General features: G+C 72.0%; 20 protein-coding genes. 14 read left to right on the top strand and 6 right to left on the bottom strand.

The annotated features are described in order from the left end of the window. Nucleotides 1–188 precede the first annotated feature (188 nt). Nucleotides 189–1,499, bottom strand: coding sequence for a D-arabinono-1,4-lactone oxidase (locus ACFZDL_RS02750; RefSeq protein ID WP_353590901.1), 1,311 nt, complete (start codon nucleotides 1,497–1,499; stop codon nucleotides 189–191). Next, a complete protein-coding gene (locus tag ACFZDL_RS02745; protein ID WP_353590902.1) occupies nucleotides 1,468–2,724 on the bottom strand; it encodes an MFS transporter in 1,257 nt (418 codons plus the stop codon). Before ACFZDL_RS02745 ends, ACFZDL_RS02750 begins: the two co-directional genes overlap by 32 nt. A gap of 139 nt (nucleotides 2,725–2,863) precedes the next feature. On the opposite strand from ACFZDL_RS02745, the gene ACFZDL_RS02740 reads away from it, so the two are divergent. Continuing rightward, nucleotides 2,864–4,018 carry a ferrochelatase gene (locus ACFZDL_RS02740; protein WP_353590903.1) on the top strand — a complete coding sequence of 385 codons (1,155 nt, stop codon included), beginning with the start codon at nucleotides 2,864–2,866 and terminating at the stop codon, nucleotides 4,016–4,018. Nucleotides 4,019–4,150: 132 nt separating this feature from the next. Next, nucleotides 4,151–4,969, top strand: a complete 819-nt coding sequence (locus ACFZDL_RS02735) for an inositol monophosphatase family protein (protein WP_353590904.1) — start codon at nucleotides 4,151–4,153, stop codon at nucleotides 4,967–4,969. A 95-nt stretch (nucleotides 4,970–5,064) separates the two neighbouring features. On the opposite strand, the gene ACFZDL_RS02730 is transcribed toward ACFZDL_RS02735, so the two are convergent. Continuing rightward, nucleotides 5,065–5,235 (bottom strand): hypothetical protein, encoded by a 171-nt coding sequence (locus ACFZDL_RS02730; protein ID WP_353590905.1) that lies wholly within the window; start codon nucleotides 5,233–5,235, stop codon nucleotides 5,065–5,067. A 327-nt stretch (nucleotides 5,236–5,562) separates the two neighbouring features. Here ACFZDL_RS02730 and ACFZDL_RS02725 point away from each other — a divergent pair, with 327 nt between their 5' ends. The 4 genes from ACFZDL_RS02725 (at nucleotide 5,563) to ACFZDL_RS02710 (ending at nucleotide 8,950) form a co-directional block, all read left to right on the top strand. Then, the gene (locus tag ACFZDL_RS02725; protein WP_065965394.1) at nucleotides 5,563–6,216 is read left to right on the top strand and encodes a response regulator transcription factor; all 654 of its coding nucleotides are present in this window, start codon (nucleotides 5,563–5,565) and stop codon (nucleotides 6,214–6,216) included. Nucleotides 6,217–6,222: 6 nt separating this feature from the next. Then, a complete protein-coding gene (locus ACFZDL_RS02720; protein ID WP_353590906.1) occupies nucleotides 6,223–7,461 on the top strand; it encodes a HAMP domain-containing sensor histidine kinase in 1,239 nt (412 codons plus the stop codon). 464 nt (nucleotides 7,462–7,925) lie between these two features. Continuing rightward, nucleotides 7,926–8,228 carry a DUF4193 domain-containing protein gene (locus ACFZDL_RS02715; RefSeq protein ID WP_014175864.1) on the top strand — a complete coding sequence of 101 codons (303 nt, stop codon included), beginning with the start codon at nucleotides 7,926–7,928 and terminating at the stop codon, nucleotides 8,226–8,228. Between the two features lie 14 nt (nucleotides 8,229–8,242). Beyond that, a complete protein-coding gene (locus ACFZDL_RS02710) occupies nucleotides 8,243–8,950 on the top strand; it encodes a hypothetical protein (protein WP_391190081.1) in 708 nt (235 codons plus the stop codon). Nucleotides 8,951–8,975: 25 nt separating this feature from the next. Here the strand turns inward: ACFZDL_RS02710 and ACFZDL_RS02705 are convergent, their stop codons facing one another. Beyond that, nucleotides 8,976–9,422, bottom strand: a complete 447-nt coding sequence (locus ACFZDL_RS02705; RefSeq protein ID WP_353590907.1) for a DUF3093 domain-containing protein — start codon at nucleotides 9,420–9,422, stop codon at nucleotides 8,976–8,978. Nucleotides 9,423–9,481: 59 nt separating this feature from the next. On the opposite strand from ACFZDL_RS02705, the gene ACFZDL_RS02700 reads away from it, so the two are divergent. From ACFZDL_RS02700 to ACFZDL_RS02665, 8 genes are all read left to right on the top strand, one after another. Next, the gene (locus ACFZDL_RS02700) at nucleotides 9,482–10,087 is read left to right on the top strand and encodes a PaaI family thioesterase (RefSeq protein ID WP_353590908.1); all 606 of its coding nucleotides are present in this window, start codon (nucleotides 9,482–9,484) and stop codon (nucleotides 10,085–10,087) included. A gap of 62 nt (nucleotides 10,088–10,149) precedes the next feature. Then, nucleotides 10,150–10,677, top strand: coding sequence for a dUTP diphosphatase (dut, locus tag ACFZDL_RS02695; RefSeq protein WP_353591095.1), 528 nt, complete (start codon nucleotides 10,150–10,152; stop codon nucleotides 10,675–10,677). 1 nt (nucleotide 10,678) lies between these two features. Beyond that, nucleotides 10,679–11,473: a DUF3710 domain-containing protein gene (locus ACFZDL_RS02690; protein ID WP_353590909.1), complete on the top strand. Its 795-nt coding sequence runs from the start codon at nucleotides 10,679–10,681 to the stop codon at nucleotides 11,471–11,473. A 280-nt stretch (nucleotides 11,474–11,753) separates the two neighbouring features. Next, nucleotides 11,754–12,638 carry a hypothetical protein gene (locus tag ACFZDL_RS02685; RefSeq protein WP_353590910.1) on the top strand — a complete coding sequence of 295 codons (885 nt, stop codon included), beginning with the start codon at nucleotides 11,754–11,756 and terminating at the stop codon, nucleotides 12,636–12,638. Nucleotides 12,639–12,874: 236 nt separating this feature from the next. Continuing rightward, nucleotides 12,875–15,448 carry a sensor histidine kinase KdpD gene (locus ACFZDL_RS02680; protein WP_353590911.1) on the top strand — a complete coding sequence of 858 codons (2,574 nt, stop codon included), beginning with the start codon at nucleotides 12,875–12,877 and terminating at the stop codon, nucleotides 15,446–15,448. 43 nt (nucleotides 15,449–15,491) lie between these two features. Further along, on the top strand, nucleotides 15,492–16,175 hold the full coding sequence (locus ACFZDL_RS02675; RefSeq protein WP_353590912.1) for a response regulator: 684 nt from the start codon (nucleotides 15,492–15,494) through the stop codon (nucleotides 16,173–16,175). Nucleotides 16,176–16,210: 35 nt separating this feature from the next. Continuing rightward, the gene (locus ACFZDL_RS02670; RefSeq protein WP_353590913.1) at nucleotides 16,211–16,621 is read left to right on the top strand and encodes an OB-fold nucleic acid binding domain-containing protein; all 411 of its coding nucleotides are present in this window, start codon (nucleotides 16,211–16,213) and stop codon (nucleotides 16,619–16,621) included. Between the two features lie 3 nt (nucleotides 16,622–16,624). Next, nucleotides 16,625–17,464: a DUF3159 domain-containing protein gene (locus ACFZDL_RS02665; RefSeq protein WP_353590914.1), complete on the top strand. Its 840-nt coding sequence runs from the start codon at nucleotides 16,625–16,627 to the stop codon at nucleotides 17,462–17,464. A 66-nt stretch (nucleotides 17,465–17,530) separates the two neighbouring features. Here the strand turns inward: ACFZDL_RS02665 and ACFZDL_RS02660 are convergent, their stop codons facing one another. Beyond that, nucleotides 17,531–18,205 (bottom strand): TrkA family potassium uptake protein, encoded by a 675-nt coding sequence (locus ACFZDL_RS02660; protein WP_311723742.1) that lies wholly within the window; start codon nucleotides 18,203–18,205, stop codon nucleotides 17,531–17,533. Then, the gene (locus ACFZDL_RS02655) at nucleotides 18,202–18,870 is read right to left on the bottom strand and encodes a TrkA family potassium uptake protein (protein ID WP_353590915.1); all 669 of its coding nucleotides are present in this window, start codon (nucleotides 18,868–18,870) and stop codon (nucleotides 18,202–18,204) included. Before ACFZDL_RS02655 ends, ACFZDL_RS02660 begins: the two co-directional genes overlap by 4 nt. Between the last annotated feature and the right edge of the window lie 355 nt (nucleotides 18,871–19,225).

Raw genomic sequence — 19,225 nt, 5'->3', positions numbered from 1 at the left:
CGCGCCAGCCAAGTTCTCGCCGGGAGGGGCCTGTGGACCATGAACTGGGCGGCGCGGGGCGTGATGTGGGGGCTAAGTTTCACATGATCGACAGAAACGGAACGATCTCCTTCGATTTTGCTCGCATCCCTTTCCGGATGGGAACGAATGTGCGGGCAACGGGGAATGGGGGTTGGCGGCGGGGCGCGTCAGTCGCCCAGGACGCGCCGCAGATAGTCGTTGCCGAACAGCCGCTCCGGGTCGAGCCGGTCGCGGATGGCCGTGAACTCCCGGAACCGCGGATAGGCCTCCGCCAGATACGCGGCGTCGCGGCTGTGCAGCTTGCCCCAGTGCGGGCGCCCGCCATGCGCGGTCATGATCTGCTCGGTCGCCGTGAAGTACGCCCGGTGCGGGGTGCCCCGGTACAGGTGCACCGCGATGTAGGTGGTGTCCCGGCCGGAGGCGGTGGACAGCGGGATGTCGTCGGCCGGTGCGGTGCGCACCTCCACCGGGAAGCCGACCCTGAGGCCCGAGCGCTCCACGGTCGCCTTGAGCTCGCGCAGCACCGCGACCGAGGCCTCGCGGGGCACCGCGTACTCCATCTCCACGAAGCGGACCCGGCGCGGACTGGTGAAGACTTTGTAAGGGATGTCCGTGTACGTGCGGGCCGACAGTGCGCGGCTGGAGATCTTGGCGATGCCGGGGATGGTGGCGGGGACCGCCCGCCCCACCGAACAGGCCACCTGGAAGATGCCGTTGGACAGCAGCTCGTCGTCGACCCAGCCGCTCACCCGGCCCAGCGGGGCGGCGGGCCCGTCGGTGCGGTTATTGCGCTTGGTGTTGCAGTTGCCCGTGTGCGGAAACCAGTAGAACTCGAAGTGCTCGTTCTCCGCGACAAGTTGGTCGAAATCCGCCATGACCCGCTCGAAGGGCATGGGTTCCTCGCGCGCGGTGAGCAGGAACTCCGGCTCCACGGCGAAGGTGATCGCGCTGACGACGCCCAGCGCGCCGAGCCCGATCCGGGCGGCGGAGAAGATCTCCGAATTCTCCCGGTCCGAGCAGCGCAGCACCGAGCCGTCCGCCGTCACCAGCTCCAGGCTCGTGATCTGGGCGGCGATCGACGCGCTGGCCCGGCCCGTCCCGTGCGTCCCGGTGGCGGTGGCCCCGGCCACCGTCTGCTCCATGATGTCGCCCATATTGGTCAGCGACAGGCCGTGCGCCGCCAGGGTGTGGTTGAGCTGCCACAGCGGGGTGCCGGCCGCGACCGTCACCGTCCCCGCCTCCCGGTCGATCTCCCGGACCCCGGCCAGCCGGTCGGGACGTATCAGCAGCCCGTCCGTGGCGGCCGCGGCGGTGAAGGAGTGGCCGGTGCCCACCGCCTTGACCCGCAGGCCCTCCTCTGCGGCCTGGCGCACCACCTCGGCCAGCTCCGCGGTGGACGAGGGGGCGATGCTCCGGGCAGGACGGGCGATCACATTGCCCGCCCAGTTACGCCACACGCCGTTCCGGTTGGTCCTCATGGTCCTTATGGCCATCCGCGCCCGACCCCTCCCGCTGTGGCGCCGGCCGCAGCCGGCGGTACCCGAGGAACGCCACCGCCGCCGCGAACGCCCCGGCGACGGCCGGCACCCCGTATCCCGCGCGCGCCCCGGCGGCGTCGACCACCCATCCGGCGGCCGACGAGCCGAGCGCCACCCCGACCGAGAGCCCGGTGCTCACCCAGGTCATGCCCTCGGTCAGTTTCGCGCGTGGCACGAGCTGTTCGACCAGGGCCATGGTGGTGACCATCGTCGGTGCGACGGCCAGGCCCGCGACGAAGAGCGCCACGGCCAGAAACGAAAGGTTCCCGACCAGTTGGAGGGGGATCATACTCACGGCGATCGCACACACACCCAGCAGCCACCTGCGGGGCGCCGGGCCCGTGAGCCGCAGCAGCCCGAAGACCGCGCCCGCCAGACAGGAACCCGCCGCATAGATGGCGAGCACCACGCTCGCCGCGGCCTTGTTGCCCTGCTCCTCGGCGAACGCCACCGTCACCACGTCGATCGCCCCGAAGAGCGCGCCCACGGCGGCGAAGGCGGTCATCAGCACCAGGAGCCCGGCCGAGCGCAGCGCCGAGCCGCCGGTGTGGTGCTCGCGCGGATGCGGTACGGGCTCGGTGGCGCGCTGCGCGGTCAGCGCCAGCACCCCGACCGCGAGGAAGCAGCCGGCCAGCAGGGGGCCCGCCTCCGGGAACCAGGCGGTGGAAAGACCGACGGACAGGATCGGGCCGACGATGAAGCAGACCTCGTCGACAACCGACTCGAAGGCGTACGCGGCGTGCAGCTTCCGCGGCACGTCACGGTAGATCGCCGCCCAGCGGGCCCGCACCATCGCCCCGATGCTCGGCACGCACCCGGCCGCCGCGGCGAACGCGAACAGCGTCCAGTCCGGCCAGCGCAGATGCGCGCTCAGCAGCAGCCCGGCGATGGCGGTGAGCGCGATCAGGGAGGCCGGGCGCAGCACCCGGCGCTGGCCGTGCCGGTCGACCAGCCGGGAGACCTGGGGACCCAGCGCGGCCGAGGAGATGGAGAGCGCGGCCGACACCGCGCCCGCCAGTCCGTACCGGCCCGTGAGCTCGGAGATCATGGTGACCACGCCGATGGAGGCCATCGAGATCGTCAGCCGGCCGGGGAACCCCGCGGCGGCGAAGCCCTTGGTGCCGGGGGCGGCGAAGATCGCGCGATAAGGGCCGGGATCGGGCAAGGACGGCTCCGGGTGGGCAGGGCGTGGGCAGGGGAGACGATCAGGTAAGGAACGTAGGCGCCGAGACAGGTTACGGCTATCCACAGGGCGGCGCAGGTGTATTTCCCGCCCGTCAGTGCCGGGTGGCAGGATCGGGGACATGCCGGAACAGTCAGCTCAGCCATCTCCCGCTCGGTCGTCCGCCCCGTACGACGCCCTGCTGCTGCTCTCCTTCGGCGGCCCGGAGGGCCCTGAGGACGTGGTGCCGTTCCTGGAGAACGTGACGCGCGGGCGCGGCATCCCCCGGGAGCGGCTGAAGGAGGTGGGCCGGCACTACTTCCTCTTCGGCGGCGTCAGCCCGATCAACGCGCAGAACCGCGAGCTGCTGCAGGCGCTGCGCAAGGACTTCGCGGAGCACGGCCTCGACCTGCCGGTCTACTGGGGGAACCGCAACTGGGCGCCCTATCTGACCGACACCCTGCGCGAGATGGCCGCCGACGGCCACCGCCGCGTCCTGGTTCTGGCCACCAGCGCGTACGCCTCGTACTCCGGCTGCCGCCAGTACCGGGAGAACCTCGCCGACGCGCTGGCCGCGCTCGAGGCGGAGGGCCTGGAGACGCCGCGCGTCGACAAGCTGCGGCACTACTTCAACCACCCCGGCTTCGTCCGGCCCATGGTCGACGCGACGCTCGCCGCGCTCGCCGAGCTGCCCGAGGGCGTGCGCGCCGGGGCGCACCTCGCCTTCACCACGCACTCCATCCCGACCGCCGCCGCCGACACCTCGGGTCCGCCCCAGGACCACGGGGACGGCGGCGCCTATGTGGCCCAGCACCTCGACGTGGCCCGGCTGATCGCCGACGCGGTGCGCGAGGAGACCGGTGTGGAGCACCCCTGGCGGCTGGTCTACCAGTCGCGCAGCGGCGCCCCGCACATCCCGTGGCTGGAGCCGGACATCTGCGACCACCTGGAGGAGCTGCACGGCGCGGGCGCCCCCGCCGCCGTGATGGTCCCGATCGGCTTCGTCTCGGACCATATGGAGGTCAAGTACGACCTCGACACGGAGGCGGCGGCCAAGGCCGAGGAGCTGGGGCTGCCGGTCGCGCGCGCCTCGACCGTGGGCGCGGACCCGCGCTTCGCGGCCGCGGTGCGCGATCTGGTCCTGGAGCGCGCGGCCGCCGAGCGCTTCGCCGCCGGCCGGGAGGCGGCGGCGCCGACGCGCTGCGCGCTGGGCGCGCTCGGCCCGAGCCACGACCTCTGCCCGGCCGGCTGCTGCCCGGCCCGGGCGCCGCGGCCCGCCGCCGCGGGAGCGGACTGAGCGCGCCCAGCGCACCGACCCCGGGAGCCAAGCGGTGTCCCGGCCCCGGCCCGCCGACGTCGAGGCGCGCCAAGACCGAGCGGGGGACACAGCGCCGCCCGCCCGTACGCCTCAAGGAGCACTAGGAGCACGATGACCGACGCCCTCACCACCGAACTCCTCGACGTCGCCCTGGAGGCCGCCCACCGGGCGGGAGAGCTGCTCCGCGACGGCCGCCCGGCCGACCTCGGGGTGGCCGCCACCAAGACCAGCCCCATCGACGTGGTCACCGAGATGGACCTGGCCGCCGAGAAGCTGATCACGGACTTCCTGGCCACCCGCCGCCCCGACGACGGCATCCTCGGGGAGGAGGGCGCGAGCACCGAGGGCAGCAGCGGGGTGCGCTGGGTGATCGACCCGATCGACGGCACGGTCAACTACCTCTACGGCCTGCCGGCCTGGGCGGTGAGCATCGCCGCCGAGCGGGACGGCGAGACGGTGGTGGGCGTGGTGGCGGCCCCGATGCGCCGCGAGACGTACCACGCGGTCCTCGGCGGCGGCGCCTACCTCGTACCCGATGGCCAGGAGCGGGGGGAGCGGGTGCGCTGCCGCCCCGCGCCCGTGCTCGACCAGGCCCTCGTGGGCACCGGCTTCGGCTACCGCACCGACCGGCGCATCGGCCAGGCCGAGGTGGTCCGCGCGCTGCTGCCCAAGGTGCGCGACATCCGGCGCGGCGGATCGGCCGCCATCGACCTGTGCGATGTGGCCTGCGGCCGGCTCAACGGCTACTACGAGCGCGGGCTGAACCCGTGGGACTTCGCGGCCGGTGCGCTGATAGCCCGCGAAGCGGGCGCGCTGACCGAGGGGCGGCCGGGCGTCCCGGCCTCCGGCGAGCTCACCATCGCCGCGCCCCCCGGCCTCTTCGAGCCGCTGCAGCAGCTCCTGGAGGACCTGGGCGCCTGGCACGACTGACGTGAACATGGGGTGAGCACAGCACGACGCCCCGGTGCCGCAAGGGCAGCCGGGGCGCCGCTGGGTCGGTGAACGCGGGTGCCGGGAGACCGCCGTCAGGCGATCGCACCGACCTCCACGCCATGCTCGGCGGCAAGCCGACGGAGGTCTTCGAGCTCCGACAGCTCGACATCGGCAAGGAAGTCGTCGCCCGTCTCACGGGCGCGGGTGAGATCGGACTGGGTGGTCTCTATACGCTGCAGAATGCCTGCGGTGAACGCGTCCATATGCGCCCCCTCGTCGTGGGTCGGTGGCACGGGGGTGTGCCGAGGCGGGACGATCACGTGCGTGGTCCCTGCTGATGGCAGAGAGGCTTGTGGGATGCCACATACAGGGCGTGATCGGGGTGTGCAGTCGTCCTCCCCATCGCTCCGCGAGGGGAAACCTCCGCACAAAAAGAATCTTGAGCAGACCCTTCCGGATCCCCCTTACCGCCGGTTTATGAGCCTTAGAGGCAGGATGGAGGCGCCGGGCGCCGATCGAGTCCGGCCGGATCGAGACCGCCGGGCACCTGATGACGCCCGTGCGGCACCCAAGGGAAGGGCTGACGAACTGTGCGTGTACTCGTCGTCGAGGACGAGCAGCTGCTCGCCGATGCGGTGGCCACCGGACTGCGCCGGGAGGCCATGGCCGTCGACGTCGTGTACGACGGGGCCGCCGCTTTGGAGCGCATCGCGGTCAACGACTACGACGTGGTCGTCCTCGACCGCGACCTCCCGCTGGTCCACGGCGACGACGTGTGCCGCAAGCTCGTCGAGCTCGGCATGCCCACCCGGGTGCTGATGCTCACCGCCTCCGGCGACGTCAGCGACCGCGTCGAGGGGCTGGAGATCGGCGCGGACGACTATCTGCCCAAGCCCTTCGCCTTCAGCGAGCTGATCGCCCGCGTGCGGGCGCTCGGCCGGCGCACCACCGTGGCCCTGCCGCCGGTGCTGGAGCGCGCCGGGATCAAGCTGGATCCCAACCGCCGCGAGGTCTTCCGGGACGGCCGGGAGGTCCAGCTGGCCCCCAAGGAGTTCGCGGTGCTCGAGGTGCTGATGCGCAGCGAGGGCGCCGTCGTCTCCGCCGAGCAGCTGCTGGAGAAGGCGTGGGACGAGAACACCGACCCGTTCACCAACGTGGTCCGGGTCACCGTCATGACGCTGCGCCGCAAGCTCGGCGAGCCCGCGGTGATCGTCACGGTGCCCGGCTCCGGCTACCGGATCTGACCGGGCATGGCCACGACCCCGAGCCCGCCCACCGCACCACCGAAGCCCAGCTGGGCCCCGCGGCCGGTGTCGAGCCCGCGCCCCTGGCTGCGGTCCACGATCCGGATACGGCTCACCCTGCTGTACGGCGGGATGTTCCTGATCGCCGGCGTGGTGCTGCTGACGATCATCTATCTGCTGGCGGCGGACGTCCTGCAGGGGAGCAGCAAGCTCCCCTTCCAGATCGTCAAGATGGACTACACCCTCACCGACCGCACCTGTGATCTGCCCAGCCAGGGCAGCACCACGCTGTTCAACGAGGCGGTGGCGCGGTGCATGAACCACCAGCGCTCCCTCGCCCTCGACGCCCTGCTGCGCCGGTCGCTGCTGGCGCTGCTCGGCCTGGCCGTGCTGGCCTTCGCGTTCGGCTACGCCATGGCCGGGCGGGTGCTCTCGCCGCTCGGCCGGATCACCCGCACCGCGCGCCAGGTCGCGGGTTCGGACCTGTCCCGCCGGATCAAGCTGGACGGCCCGGACGACGAGCTGAAGGAGCTGGCCGACACCTTCGACGAGATGCTGGAGCGCCTGGACCGCGCGTTCACCGCCCAGCAGCGGTTCGTGGCCAACGCCTCGCACGAGCTGCGCACCCCGCTGGCGATCAACCGCACCCTGCTGGAGGTGCAGCTCTCCGACCCGCAGGCGTCCCCGGAGCTCGCCCAGCTCGGCAAGACGCTGCTGGCCACCAACGAGCGCAGCGAGCAGCTGGTGGAGGGCCTTCTGCTGCTCGCCCGCAGCGACAACGAGATCGTCGACCGCAAGCCCGTGGACCTCGCCGAGGTCGCCGTCCAGGCGCTCGAGCAGGTCCGTACGGAGGCGCAGGACAAGGGCGTGGAGGTGCGCGGGGCGCGGAAGCCCGCCGTGGTCCAGGGCAACGGCGTGCTGCTGGAGCGGATCGCGCTGAACCTCATCCAGAACGCGGTGCGGTACAACGTTCCCGAAGGCGGCTGGGTGGAGGTGACCACCGAGGTACGGGAGGGGCAGGCGGTGCTGGTGGTGGCCAATACGGGCCCGGTGGTTCCCGCGTACGAGCTGGACAACATCTTCGAGCCCTTCCGCAGGCTGCGCACCGAGCGCACGGGCAGCGACAAGGGCGTCGGGCTCGGCCTGTCGATCGCCCGTTCCGTGGCCCGCGCGCATGGCGGGCGGATCACCGCCGAGCCGCGGGACGGCGGCGGGCTGGTGATGCGGGTCGTGCTCCCGCTCTGAGACCGGCCGGAACTCCGGGCCGATACCGGCCGGCGTCGAGGAGAAGTTCCAGGACACAGCCACTGCTCACCCCCCTGTCGCCGGGAGGCGCCCTTGTTCGCTTTGGGAGGAATTTTGGCGATCCGACCCCCGCCTGTATCCTGTGTGATCGATCACATGGGCGATTTTCAAGCCATATACTCTGTGTGATCGTCATGGTCGGTGGAAAGCCGGGAAAGTCCGGGTTTTCGGAGGCCGTGATCACGGGAAGTACACGTGAGGGCGCATGTGAGTGCGGCATTCGGACCGTGTACGGTCCCGATCGCCATCCAAGCCGATCACCTCTTCAGGGGTGCGGTTGGGTGTCGATTGAGTAACAGACCTTGATGTGAGGCAAAATCTCCGCCTCGGGTCGGGCACAAGTCCGGCCTCTCACGCGTTACGTGCGCTGGAGACACCGCAGACACCCAGAGGGGGAGAGCGACATGGCAACGGATTACGACACCCCACGCAAGACCGACGACGACGTCAACGAGGACAGCATTGAGGAGCTGAAGGCCCGGCGGAACGACAAGTCCGCGTCGACCGTCGACGTGGACGAGTTCGAGCAGGCCGAGGGCCTGGAGCTGCCCGGCGCGGACCTCTCCAACGAGGAGCTGTCCGTGCGGGTGCTGCCCCGCCAGGCCGACGAGTTCACCTGCATGAGCTGCTTCCTCGTGCACCACCGCAGCCAGCTGGCCAACGAGACCAAGAACGGCCAGCCGATCTGCCGCGACTGCGCGGCATAAGCCGCGGGTCAGGCGTGGATGCGGAGCACGGCGACGTGACCGAGGCGCACGTCGAGCGAGGCCGGATGGCCTCGCTCGCGGCCGCTGTCGGCCGAGGTGCCCGTAAGGGGGGCGAGCGCGCTAGAGCGGGGGTCTACGCGGTCGCCGACCGGATCGTCGCGAACGCTCCGCGGATTCCGGTCCGCGACCTCGCCGCGCTGCGCAAGCAGTTCCCCGGGCTCGGCCCGGAAGAGATCGCGGACAAACTGGTGGCCGGTGCCGCGAACGGCACCTCCACCGTGGGCGCGGGCGTTGGCGCCGCGGCGATGCTGCCGGCCCCGCCCGCCATGCCCACCGAGCTGGCCGCCGAGATCATCGGAGTCGCCTCGATAGAGATCAAGCTCATCGCCGAGCTGCACGAGGTCTACGGGGTGCGCGCGCCCGGCACCGTCCGGCAGCGCGCCATCGCCTATCTCGGGGCGTGGGCCGAGGAGCGCGGCATCGACGCCGCCGTCCCGGCGAGTGTGAACGCCGCGCTCGGCGTTCAGATGAAGCGTGAGCTGCGCCAGCAGGTCCTCAAGCGCAGCTTCCGCAATCTGCCCAACCTCGCGCCCTTCATGATCGGCGCCACCGTGGGCGCCGCGATGAACCGGCGCGACACCAAGAAGCTCGCCCGGAAGATCCGCAAGGATCTGCGCGCCCGGCAGGTGCCCTGGGGCGCCCTTCCGCCGCTGGAGGCCTGACCCGCCGGGCCGGTGTGCCGGGCGGTTACCGGGCCCGTACGGCCGAGAGCGCGGCTGCCAGGGCCTCGGGGTCGCGGGTCGAGACGTACACGTACGGCGTCGGGTCCTGCGGATCGGTGACCTCCACCCGCAGCGCGGTCGGGATGTAGCTGCGCAGCAGCATGAACGCCCGCGGATCGGCCTTGTAGGTGCGCCAGGCGACCGCCTCGTCGCGGTCCAGCGCCTCGGCCGTCCCCAGCGCCGACACCGGGATCTTCGCCTCCCCGGCGACCAGCGAGCCCGCCACCACCCGGACCCGCACCGACCCGTAGGCGCTCACCACGACGGCGGCGGCCGCCGCCCCGCCGATCAGACCGCCGAGCATCGGCAGCGTCCCGAAGGGCAGCATGATCAGCGCCGTCGCGACCCCGACCAGAAATGCGATGAACCACCACGAACGGGGTGCCGTCAGGCGTTCTTCGTAAGGCTGCATGGGCCCAAGCTTGGCATGGCCGCCGACCGGCGCTTCCGGCGCGGGTAAGGTCAGCCGATGTGAGTGGAGCGAAGACCGCGCTGAAGCCGCCGGACGGCGCCAGGGCACCCGTACGGCACCCCGACGCCCCCGCGCCCGGGGAAGTCCTCGGCGCGCACTACGAGGGGTGTTTCGGCTGCGGCCAGGAGCACGGTCTCGGCCTTGAGATCCGGGCCGGTGACGGCGTGAGCGTCACGGCCGAGTTCACCGTGCGCCCCGGCCACCAGGGCGCGCCGGGCCTCGCCCACGGCGGGGTGCTGACCTCGGCGCTGGACGAGTCGCTCGGGTCGCTCAGCTGGCTGCAGGGGGCACCTCCCAGCGGTAGCTGGGGGAGGGTCATCGCGGTGACCGGACGGCTGGAGACGGACTTCCTCCGGCCGGTGCCCGTGGGCGCCGTGCTGTACCTGGACGCGCGGGTGACGGCGGTGCACGGGCGGAAGATCTACTCCACGGCCACGGGCCGGATCGGCGGCCCGGACGGCCCGGTCGCGGTGCGGGCCGACGCGCTCTTCATAGAGGTCAAGGTCGACCACTTCATCAAGAACGGCCGGCCGGAGGAGATCGACGCGGCCCTCGCCGACCCGGATCAGACGAAGGTCGCGCGCGCGTTCGAGGTGAACCCATGAGCGCGGTTTCGGCGACAAGAACGAGCCCAGGCGAACGCACAGGGACAGGCAAAGGGGAAGGCGTGAGTGTGACGCCCGTAGATGTGTTGATCCGTCGGGTGGACCCCGAGGTGCCGATCCCCGCGTACGCCCATCCCGGCGACGCCGGTGCCGACCTCGTCACCACACAGGCGGCCGAGCTCGCCCCCGGTGAGCGCGCGGTACTGCCGACCGGAGTGTCTATCGCGCTGCCGGACGGGTATGCCGCCTTCGTGCATCCGAGGTCCGGACTCGCCGCCCGCTGCGGGGTCGCCATGGTGAATGCGCCCGGGACCATCGATGCCGGGTACCGTGGAGAAATCAAGGTGATCGTGGTCAACCTGGACCCGCGCGAGAGCGTGCGGTTCGAGCGCTACGACCGGGTCGCCCAACTGATCGTCCAGCAGGTCGAGAAGGTGCGCTTCCACGAGGTGGCGGAGCTTCCCGGTTCGGCGCGGGCCGAGGGGGGCTTCGGGTCCACCGGCGGTCATGCCGCTGTGGACGGTTCAACGGGTACGGCCACGGGTGGGACTAGATACGCTTCGGTCGGTTCCGACCGGGAAGGACGATGACGTGTTCGGACGTCGCCGCAAGCGCAGCAAGGAGGACGTCGAGCCGCTCGACGTGGCCTCCGAGGAGTTGGCCGAGAACGGCGAGGACGCCGAGGACGCGGATGCCGCCGCGGACCTCGAGGGGGATGCCGCCGCGGAGCGGGTGAGCCTGCCCCCGGCGCCGCGCCCCGAAGGGCCGTGGGACGTGTCCGAGGTGCGTCAGCCGGGCGAGGGCCGGGTGGACCTGGGCGGACTGTTCGTGCCGGGTGTCGAGGGCATGGAGCTGCGGGTGGAGGTCGCGGGTGACGCGATCGTCGCCGCGACCGTGGTGCTGCGGGACAGCGCCGTCCAGCTCCAGGCGTTCGCCGCGCCCAAGAAGGAAGGCATCTGGGGCGAGGTGCGCGACGAGATCGCCACCGGCATCACCCAGCAGGGCGGGGTCGTCGACGAGGTCGAGGGGCCGCTCGGCTGGGAGCTGCGCGCCCAGGTGCCGGTGCAGCTGCCGGACGGCAAGAACGGCGTGCAGGTGGTCCGCTTCGTCGGCGTGGACGGGCCGCGCTGGTTCCTGCGCGGGGTGATCTCCGGGCAGGGCGCGGTGCAGCCCGAGACCGGCAGCCTGCTGGAAGCGATCTTCCGGGACACGGTCGTGGTGCGCGGCGACGGCCCGATGGCCCCGCGCGATCCGATCGTCCTGAAGCTGCCGGACGACGCGCAGATGGTGCCCGACGGGGTGCAGCAGGAGGAGGCGCAGGGCTCGCGGTTCGCGGGCGGCGCCGACCGGCTGCAGCGCGGCCCGGAGATCAGCGAGGTGCGCTGAGCGCTCGCGCTCTGCGCAATGTCGCTGTCGCCGTCCGAGTCCGAGAGGGGCCCGGGAGCCAGTCTCCCGGGCCCCTCGGGCTTTCCGGAGCCGCTTCCGGTGGCGTTTCCCGGCTTCCGCCGGGCGATTTCCCGGGGCGGATTTTTTCTCGGGTCACATTGAACACAGCCGTCACCCGGCCCGTACTGATGGGCGAGCAAGACCTTGCGCGGCCCGGAGCAGGGGCAGGACGGGGCGCCACCAGTAGACCGTGCTGTTTGTGACCTCACGAGGTGATCAGATGTCCCGTGGCCTTCCGTTACTGCACCGCCGGCGAGTCATGGTTGTCGGCGCCATCGGCGGCGTCACCTGCGCGGCCGTCGCGGTGGGAGCCGCCATGGCCGGGCAGGATGGCTCGGGATCGAGCGGCAACGCGAGCACCAAAGCGGCGTCCACCATCAGCTGCCCCGATGTGACGGGCTCCCTGCCCGAGATCCCCGCGAAGGCCAAGGCGGAGGTGGACCGCAACCTGGCGCTGCTGCAGACGCAGATCGACGAGGCCAACAAGCGGCTGGCGTCCTCCGTGGGCCAGGGCGGTCCGAACTTCGTCCAGAACGCGATCCTCGGCCCGCTGGCGGACAAGCGGAAGTCCACCCTGGACCGCATCGCGATCTCCATCGGCCGTCAGGCCGAGAAGCCACAGGGCCTGGACGCGCTCGCCGAGTGCTCCCTGGGCGGTGACGCGGGCGCGGGGCAGGGTTCCGACGCGGGCGCGGGTGGCGCGGCGGAGCCTCCCGCGTCCGCTCCGGCCACCGCCGAGCCCACCGATCCGGGCACGGGGGCGGAGGACGGCGCGGGCTCGGACGCCGGGGCCGGGACCGGGACCGGGCAGTCGATCAGCTGCCCGGACGTCGCCTCGAAGGTCGGCGCGGTGCCCGCCGCCGCCCAGGCGGAAGTGGACCGCAACATCGCGCTGCTGCAGACGCAGATCGACGAGGCCAACAAGCGGCTGGCGTCGTCGGTGGGCCAGGGCGGCCCGAACTTCGTCCAGAACGCGATCCTCGGCCCGCTGAAGGGCAAGCGCGCCTCGACCATCGACCGCATCCGCATCTCGATCTCCCGCCAGGGCGCGACCGCCCCCTCTGGTCTCGACGCCCTGGCGGGCTGCTCGCTGGCATCCGGCTGATCCAGGTCGTCGGCAGAGCCTGACGCCAGCGGCGCCGGTGGGCCGCACTCCTTCCCTCGGAGTGCGGCCCACCGGCTTTTGTGCGTGAACGACCGGCATGCGCGCCCACACGGGCAGGCGGGCGTAAAGAAAGCGTCAAGAGCGTGGTCACGCCCGTCAGAGAGCCGTCAACGGCGATCGAAAGGGGCCGGAAGGCAGGTTTCCTCAAGAAAACGCCCGACGGGGAAAATGAGACCATGGGACGCGGGAAACTTCGGATCTACCTCGGCGCGGCGCCGGGCGTCGGCAAGACGTACGCCATGCTGTCCGAGGGACACCGGCGGGTCGAGCGGGGCACCGACCTCGTCGTCGGCTTCGTCGAGCACCACGGCCGCCCGCGCACCCAGGTGATGCTCAGCGGCCTCGAGGAGGTGCCCCGCCGGGAGATGGAGTACCGCGGGGCCCGCTTCACCGAGATGGACGTGGACGCGGTCCTGGCCCGCCGCCCCGCCGTCGCCCTCGTCGACGAGCTCGCCCACACCAACGTCCCCGGCTGCCGGAACGCCAAGCGCTGGCAGGACGTCGAGGAGCTGCTGCGGGCGGGCATCGACGTCGTGTCCAACCTCAACATCCAGCACCTGGAGTCGCTGGGCGACGTGGTGGAGTCGATCACGGGGGTACGGCAGCGGGAGACCGTGCCCGACGAGGTCGTCCGCCGCGCCGACCAGATCGAGCTGGTCGACATGTCGCCCCAGGCGCTGCGCCGCCGGATGGCGCACGGCAACATCTACAAGCTGGACAAGGTCGACGCCGCGCTGTCCAACTACTTCCGGCCCGGCAACCTCACCGCGCTGCGCGAGCTGGCCCTGCTGTGGACGGCGGATCGGGTCGACGAGTACCTCCAGCAGTACCGCTCCGAGCACAGCATCAGCTCCACCTGGCAGGCCCGCGAGCGCATCGTCGTCGGCATCACCGGAGGCCCCGAGGGGCGCACCCTCATCCGCCGCGCCGCCCGGATGGCGGCCAAGGGCTCCGGCGGCGAGGTCCTGGCCGTCTACGTCGCCCGGAGCGACGGCCTGACCTCGGCTTCGCCCAAGGAGCTCGCGCTCCAGCGCACCCTCGTGGAGGACCTGGGCGGCACCTTCCACCACGTCATAGGGGAGGACATCCCCCACGCGCTGCTGGACTTCGCACGCGGGGTCAACGCCACCCAGATCGTGCTCGGCTCCAGCCGCCGCAAGACCTGGCAGTACGTCTTCGGGCCCGGCGTGGGCGCCACCGTCGCCCGCGACTCCGGGCCCGACCTCGACGTCCACATCGTCACCCACGACGAGGTCGCCAAGGGCCGCGGGCTGCCGGTCGCGCGCGGCGCCCGGCTCGGCCGCTCCCGGCTGATCGCGGGCTGGCTGACCGGGGTCGCCGGGCCGGTCCTGCTCACCCTGCTGCTCACCCACTGGGGCGGCGCGCTGGCCACCGACGGCGGTCCGGGCTTCGCCAACGAGGTGCTGCTGTTCCTGTTCCTCACCGTGGTCGCGGCGCTGCTCGGCGGGCTGCTGCCGGCCCTCGCCTCGGCGGCCGTCGGCTCGCTGCTGCTCAACTACTACTTCACCCCGCCCACGCACACCCTCACCATCGCCGACCCGCAGAACATCGTCGCCATCGCGGTCTTCGTGGCCGTGGCCGTCTGTGTGGCCTCCGTCGTGGACCTCGCCGCGCGCCGCACCCACCAGGCCGCCCGGCTGCGCGCCGAATCCGAGGTGCTGTCCTTCCTCGCCGGCAGCGTGCTGCGCGGCGAGACCAGCCTGGAGGCGCTGCTGGAGCGGGTCCGCGAGACCTTCGGCATGGACTCGGTGGCGCTGCTGGAGCGGGAGAGCGACGTCGCCCCCTGGACCTGCGCGGGCAGCGTCGGCGGCAACGGGGGAGCGCCGCCGCCCGAGCGGCCCGAGGACGCGGACGTCGACATGCCGGTCGGCGACCACATGGCGCTCGCGCTCCGGGGCCGGGTGCTGCCCGCCGAGGACCGCCGGGTGCTGGCCGCCTTCGCCGCCCAGGCCGCCGTGGTCCTGGACCGCAAGCGGCTGGCGCTCGAGGCCGAGCGGGCCCGGGACCTCGCCGAGGGCAACCGCATCCGCACCGCGCTGCTGGCCGCCGTCAGCCACGATCTGCGCACCCCCCTCGCGGCCATCAAGGCGGCCGTGTCCTCGCTGCGCTCCGACGACGTCGCCTGGTCGCCCGAGGACGAGGCCGAGCTGCTGGAGGGCATCGAGCAGGGCGCCGACCGCCTCGACCACCTGGTCGGCAACCTCCTCGACATGTCCCGGCTGCAGACCGGCACCGTCGCCCCGCTGATCCGCGAGATCGACCTCGACGAGGTGGTCCCGATGGCCCTGGTCGGCGTCCCGGAGACCTCCGTCGGCCTGGAGATCCCCGAGGAGCTGCCGATGGTCGCGGTCGACCCCGGCCTGCTGGAGCGCAGCGTCGCCAACATCGTGGAGAACGCCGTGAAGTACAGCCCGGACGGCATGCCCGTCCTGGTGTCCGCCAGCGCCCTGGGCGACCGCGTCGAGCTGCGCGTCGCCGACCGCGGCCCCGGCGTCCCCGACAGCGCCAAGGACCGCATCTTCGAGCCGTTCCAGCGGTACGGCGACGCCCCGCGCGGCGCGGGGGTCGGCCTCGGGCTCGCGGTCGCCCGCGGCTTCGTGGAGGCGATGGGCGGCCGGCTGGCCGCCGAGGACACCCCGGGCGGCGGGATGACCATGGTGCTCACCCTGCGGGCCGCCGCCGGCCGCGAGCCGGCCGGGACTCCACTGCCCGCCCAGGTCACTTCGTGATCAGCTACTTCGACCGGAACCGAGCGAGAAGGCAGGCCGCCAGATGAACCGGGTGCTCGTGGTGGACGACGAGCCGCAGATCGTACGCGCGCTCGTGATCAACCTGAAGGCGCGCAAATACGAGGTCGACGCCGCCTCCGACGGCGCCACCGCCCTCCGGCTCGCCGCCACCCGCCACCCGGATGTGATCGTGCTCGACCTGGGCCTGCCCGATATGGACGGGGTCGAGGTGATCAAGGGGCTGCGCGGCTGGACCCGGGTCCCGATCCTCGTCCTCTCGGCCCGCCAGACCTCGGACGAGAAGGTCGAGGCCCTTGACGCCGGGGCCGACGACTACGTCACCAAGCCCTTCGGCATGGACGAGCTGCTGGCCCGGCTGCGCGCCGCCGTCCGCCGCGCCGAGCCCGTCGGGGTGGCCGACGGCGGCGCGGTCGTGGAGACCGAGGGGTTCACGGTCGACCTGGCCGCCAAGAAGGTCAACCGCGGCGGCAAGGACGTCCGGCTGACGCCCACCGAATGGCACCTGCTGGAGGTCCTGGTCCGCAACACGGGCCGGCTGGTCAGCCAGAAGCAGCTGCTCCAGGAGGTCTGGGGGCCCTCCTACGGCACCGAGACCAACTACCTGCGGGTCTACATGGCCCAGCTGCGCCGCAAGCTGGAGGCCGACCCCTCGCATCCGCGCCACTTCGTCACCGAACCGGGCATGGGCTACCGCTTCGAGCGCTGAACGACCCCGTGAGGGCTCCCCGGTACGCTGGCCGTATGAGTGCCGTAGACGAGCCCCCTGGCAAATCCGACAAGCCGGCCGGCCGCTTCCGGAGGATGCTGGACCGGCTGTCGAGTTCTCCGGAGGAGCTTCACTCCGCGGAGCTGCAGCAGGACGCCGAGGCCGCCGGCTGTACCAAGATCGGCGAGTGCGGCGACCGGCAGATAGTCAAGGTGACCGGTACACTGCGCACCGTCACGCTGCGGCCCCGGGCCGGGGTGCCGGCCCTGGAGGCGGAGCTCTTCGACGGCACCGCCGCCCTGGACGTCGTGTGGCTGGGCCGCCGCTCCATCCTCGGGATCGAGCCCGGCCGCAAGCTGATCGCCACCGGCCGGATCTCCATGAGCCACGGCCGCCGGGTGCTGTTCAACCCCAAGTACGAACTCCGACCGCTCGGACAGGAGTAGCCGGTGACGAGAGACGACGAGCCGACGGCGACCGAAGAGGACCCCGCGGCCGCCGCGCGGAGCAGAGCTGCGGCGGACACCGCGCTCCTGGAGGCGTTCGGCGGGGTACGGGGCATGGTCGACACGACCGTTCCCGGCCTGGTCTTCGTCCTGCTCTACACGATCAAGCGCGACATCCACCTCGCGGCCCTGGCGTCGCTGGGGCTCACGGTGCTCCTCGCGCTGGCCCGGCTGCTCCGCAAGGAGACCCTCAAGCACGCCTTCAGCGGGGTCTTCGGGGTCGCCTTCGGCGCGATCTTCGCGATGATGTCCGGCGACGCGAAGAACTTCTATCTGCCGGGCATGCTCTACACGCTGGGCCTGGCCGTCGCCTATGTGCTCTCGGCGATCTTCCGCTACCCGCTGATCGGCGTACTGCTCGGGCCGATGCTCAAGGAGAACCTCTCCTGGCGCACCCGCAACCCCGGCCGGTTCCGCGCGTACACCAAGTCCACCTGGGCCTGGGGCCTGATCCTGCTCGCCAAGTCGGCGATCCTCTTCCCGCTGTACTGGTGGGGCGACGCCACCCAGCTCGGCTGGGTCAAGGTCGCGCTCGGCATTCCGCCGTTCCTGCTGGCCGTCTATCTGACGTGGATATTCCTGGCCAAGGCGCCGCCGCCGATCGATGTCATCGCGGAGATGGAGGCGGAGGAGCAGGCGGAGCGCGAGCGGGAGCGGGCGAAGACCGAGACCCAGGCGCAGGCCGAGAAGATCGCCGATCCGCTGCTCGCGGAGTGGGCCGACCAGATCGTCACCGAGGCCCACCAGGAGTCCTCGGACCGGCGCTATCCGCCGCGCCCCTGACAGACCACGGCAGAGCGCCGGGCGGGCCACCTCGGCCCGCCCGGCGCTCTGTGTCGCGCAGGGGCGCTACGAGGCGTCCGCGCGCTGCACGGACAGCAGTTCCTCCAGCTGCTCCTCGCGGGCCTGGGCCGCGACGAACAGCAGCTCGTCGCCCGCCTCCAGGACGTCGTCCTTGCTCGGGGTCAGCACGCGCGTGCCCCGGATGATGGTGACCAGCGAGGTGTCCTCCGGCCACTCCACGTCCCCGACCCGGGTGCCGGCCAGCGCCGCCTCCGGCGGCAGCGTGAGCTCCACCAGGTTGGCGTCGCCGTGGCTGAAGCGCAGCAGCCGCACCAGGTCGCCGACGCTCACCGCCTCCTCGACCAGCGCCGACATCAGCCGTGGCGTGGAGACCGCGACATCGACGCCCCAGGCCTCGTTGAACAGCCACTCGTTCTTGGGGTTGTTGACCCGGGCGACCACCCGCGGCACCCCGTACTCGGTCTTCGCGAGCAGCGAGACGACCAGGTTGACCTTGTCGTCACCGGTCGCCGCGATCACCACGTTGCAGCGCTGCAGCGCGGCCTCGTCCAGCGAGGTGATCTCGCAGGCGTCGGCGAGCAGCCACTCGGCCTGCGGCACGCGCTCCACGGAGATGGCCGTCGGCGCCTTGTCGATGAGCAGCACCTCGTGCCCGTTCTCCAGCAGCTCGCCCGCGATGGAACGCCCCACGGCGCCCGCTCCAGCGATGGCAACTCTCATCGGCCACTCTCCTCAGGCCCCTCGTCGAAGGACGCCTCGACCTTCTCCACCTCGTCGGTGCGCATCATCACGTGCACCAGGTCGCCCTCCTGCAGCACCGTCTCCGAGGTCGGCAGCATCGCCTCGCCGAGCCGGGTGAGGAACGCGACGCGCACGCCGGTCTCCTCCTGCAGCTTGCTGACCTTGTGGCCCACCCAGGCGGGGGAGGTGTGCACCTCGGCGAGCTGCACCCCGCCGCTCGGGTCCCGCCACAGCGGCTCCGCGCCGGACGGCAGCAGCCGCCGCAGCATCTGGTCCGCGGTCCAGCGCACGGTGGCCACGGTGGGGATGCCGAGCCGCTGGTAGACCTCGGCGCGGCGGGGGTCGTAGATGCGGGCCGCCACGTTCTCGATACCGAACATCTCGCGCGCCACCCGGGCCGCGATGATGTTGGAGTTGTCGCCGCTGCTGACCGCCGCGAAGGCACCGGCCTCCTCGATACCCGCCTCGCGCAGGGTGTCCTGGTCGAAGCCGACGCCGGTCACCCGGCGTCCGCCGAAGCCGGCGCCGAGCCGGCGGAAGGCGGTCGGGTCCTGGTCGACGACGGCGACGGTGTGTCCCTGTCGCTCCAGGGTCTGGGCGAGTGCCGCACCCACCCGGCCGCAGCCCATGATCACGATATGCATGCGACTACCCCGCACTCCTCATAACCGTGCTGAACCGCACAAACACCCTGCTCACATCTTCCTTCCAGGCCTACGGGGCGACATGCGGGGAAAGGGCCCCGATGCCGAGGCCGCGGGGCAGCGGAAGGCTGTCCGCCACGGCGTCTGTCACCACCGTATCCGCACTTGTGTGACTGGCCCGAGTCCCCTGCTCAGGTCCGGGGGCGGGGCGCGCGCTGTACGGCGTACAAGCGGGCGGCGGCGCTCCGGAGCCGCCCCGGAACGGCGACCGCCGCTTGCGAACGTTCCGGTGGTGCGCAAGCGGTCCCGCCGCGCCCCAGCCGCTCTCCCCGTCGGCGTGTCGCCGGGCGCCGGA

It is taken from the genome of Streptomyces sp. NPDC007917, from assembly GCF_042959105.1.
Classification (GTDB): Bacteria; Actinomycetota; Actinomycetes; order Streptomycetales; family Streptomycetaceae; genus Streptomyces.
This window is presented reverse-complemented; position numbering and strand designations above follow the sequence as displayed.

Coding starts and splice junctions, on each gene's coding strand:
- ACFZDL_RS02675 (WP_353590912.1), top strand. CDS start 15,492: ATGAACCGGGTGCTCGTGGTGGACGACGAGCCGCAGATCGTACGCGCG.
- ACFZDL_RS02750 (WP_353590901.1), bottom strand. CDS start 1,499: ATGAGGACCAACCGGAACGGCGTGTGGCGTAACTGGGCGGGCAATGTG.
- ACFZDL_RS02685 (WP_353590910.1), top strand. CDS start 11,754: ATGTCCCGTGGCCTTCCGTTACTGCACCGCCGGCGAGTCATGGTTGTC.
- ACFZDL_RS02680 (WP_353590911.1), top strand. CDS start 12,875: ATGGGACGCGGGAAACTTCGGATCTACCTCGGCGCGGCGCCGGGCGTC.
- ACFZDL_RS02720 (WP_353590906.1), top strand. CDS start 6,223: ATGGCCACGACCCCGAGCCCGCCCACCGCACCACCGAAGCCCAGCTGG.
- ACFZDL_RS02660 (WP_311723742.1), bottom strand. CDS start 18,205: ATGAGAGTTGCCATCGCTGGAGCGGGCGCCGTGGGGCGTTCCATCGCG.
- ACFZDL_RS02705 (WP_353590907.1), bottom strand. CDS start 9,422: ATGCAGCCTTACGAAGAACGCCTGACGGCACCCCGTTCGTGGTGGTTC.
- ACFZDL_RS02730 (WP_353590905.1), bottom strand. CDS start 5,235: ATGGACGCGTTCACCGCAGGCATTCTGCAGCGTATAGAGACCACCCAG.
- ACFZDL_RS02655 (WP_353590915.1), bottom strand. CDS start 18,870: ATGCATATCGTGATCATGGGCTGCGGCCGGGTGGGTGCGGCACTCGCC.
- ACFZDL_RS02670 (WP_353590913.1), top strand. CDS start 16,211: ATGAGTGCCGTAGACGAGCCCCCTGGCAAATCCGACAAGCCGGCCGGC.
- ACFZDL_RS02740 (WP_353590903.1), top strand. CDS start 2,864: ATGCCGGAACAGTCAGCTCAGCCATCTCCCGCTCGGTCGTCCGCCCCG.
- ACFZDL_RS02735 (WP_353590904.1), top strand. CDS start 4,151: ATGACCGACGCCCTCACCACCGAACTCCTCGACGTCGCCCTGGAGGCC.
- ACFZDL_RS02715 (WP_014175864.1), top strand. CDS start 7,926: ATGGCAACGGATTACGACACCCCACGCAAGACCGACGACGACGTCAAC.